The following is a 1,895-nucleotide window of genomic DNA, read 5'->3' as shown; positions in this document are numbered from 1 at the left end:
ACCCGCCCCTCCACCCGCGCGGAGTAGGCACGAGTGAGGTCAGTGGCCAGCGGGCCCAGCGACCACCCATCACCCGCGATGTGATGCACGACCAGCAGCAGCGCGTGTCGGTGTTCGGACACCGTGAACAACTCGGCGCGGAGAGGGATTTCGGTTGCCAAGTCGAAGGCGTGCCGGGCCGCTGACTTCAGGGCCTCCGGCAGCTCCGTCGCGGTGATGTCGGTGGCGGGCAACTCCACGCCCACGCTGTCGAGGACGTGCTGGTACGGAGTGCCGTCGGCCTCGGGGAACACCGTCCGCAGACTCTCGTGCCGGGCCACCACGTCACCGAGAGCGGCACGCAGCGCGTCACGGTCCAGTGTGCCTGTCAGCCGTACGACGAGGGGGATGTTGTAGGTGGCGCTCGGCCCCTCCATCTTGTGCAGGAACCACAGCCGCCGCTGGGCGGACGAGAGGGGAAGGGCCGGCGGGCGTTCCCGCGCCGCCAGGGGCGGCCGAGCGGGTCCCGCGGTGTCGAGGAGTGCTGCCACCGCGGCCGGCGTCGGCCCGTCGAACAGCGCACGCAGCTCCAGCTCCACGCCGAACGCCGCACGGATCTGACCGATGAGGCGGGTGGCCAGCAGCGAGTGCCCGCCCAGGTCGAAGAAGTCGTCGTCCACGCCGGCCCGCGGCAGCCCCAGCACCTGCGCGAACAGATCGCAGACGATCTGCTCCTGCGGCGTGCGCGCCTCCCGCGCCGACCTGGGCACGGTGAAGTCCGGCTCCGGGAGCGCCGCCTTGTCCAGCTTGCCGTTGGCGGTGAGCGGCATGCGGTCCAGTACAACGATGGCGGCCGGCAGCATGTAGTCGGGCAGTCGGTCCCGCGCGAACTCCCGTACGTCTCCTGCCCGGAGAGCTCCCCGTGCCACCACGTAAGCGATGAGGCGGGCATCGCCGGACTGCTCCTCGCGGACCACCACCGCGGCCTCGGCGACGTCGGGGTGGTCGGTCAGCACGTTCTCGATTTCTCCGGGTTCGATGCGGAAGCCGCGGATCTTGACCTGATGGTCGGCGCGGCCGACGAACTCCAGCTCGCCGTCCTGGTTCCACCGCACGAGGTCACCGGTGCGGTACATCCGCGTGCCGGGCTCAGACGCGTACGGGTCCGCCACGAACCGCTCGGCCGTCATACCAGGCCTGCCGAGATAGCCTCGGGCAACGCCGGCCCCCGCGACGTACAGCTCCCCCACCACGCCGGGCGCCACCAACTCCAGCCCCGGACCGAGCACATACGTCCGCAGGTCGGGGATACCGCCGCCGATGACGCTGGCCGCCGCCGCGGTTGCTCGCTCCCGGGTCAGCGGCTGGTACGTCACGTGGACCGTGGTCTCGGTGATGCCGTACATGTTGATCAGTGCCGGCGTGTCGTCGGGGTGGCGCCGGTACCAGTCTGCGAGGTGGGACGGCTGGAGTGCCTCACCGCCGAACACCACGGTGCGCAGGGCGAGTTCACGGCCTGACGGGGAGGCGTCGGCGTCGGCCTGCGCCAACTGGTAGAAGGCTGACGGCGTCTGGTTGAGGACGGTGACACCGTGATCGGCCAGCAGGTCCAGGAAGGCGCCGGGCGTCCTGCTGACCTCGTAGGGCACCACGACCAGCTGGCCGCCGTGCAGCAGCGCTCCCCACAGCTCCCAGACGGAGAAATCGAAGGCGTACGAGTGGAACAGCGTCCACACGTCGTCGGAGCCGAAGCCGAACCACTTCCGGGTGGCGTCGAAGAGCCGCACCACATTGCGGTGGGCGACGACGACGCCTTTGGGCCGGCCGGTGGACCCGGAGGTGTAGATGACGTACGCGGGATGATCGGGCGCGAGTGCGGTGACGGGGTTGTCCGCGGGCTGATCCGTCACGTCGAG

The 1,895-nt window shown here is 70.3% G+C and carries 1 protein-coding gene; it reads right to left on the bottom strand.

Annotated features, from left to right (window positions below):
• Positions 1-1,895 (bottom strand): non-ribosomal peptide synthetase (locus ABTX78_RS36065; protein WP_352210977.1); only part of this gene is annotated, 1,895 nt, incomplete at both ends.

It is taken from the genome of Streptomyces sp. NPDC096193, assembly GCF_040302905.1.
GTDB lineage: Bacteria > Actinomycetota > Actinomycetes > Streptomycetales > Streptomycetaceae > Streptomyces.
This window is presented reverse-complemented; position numbering and strand designations above follow the sequence as displayed.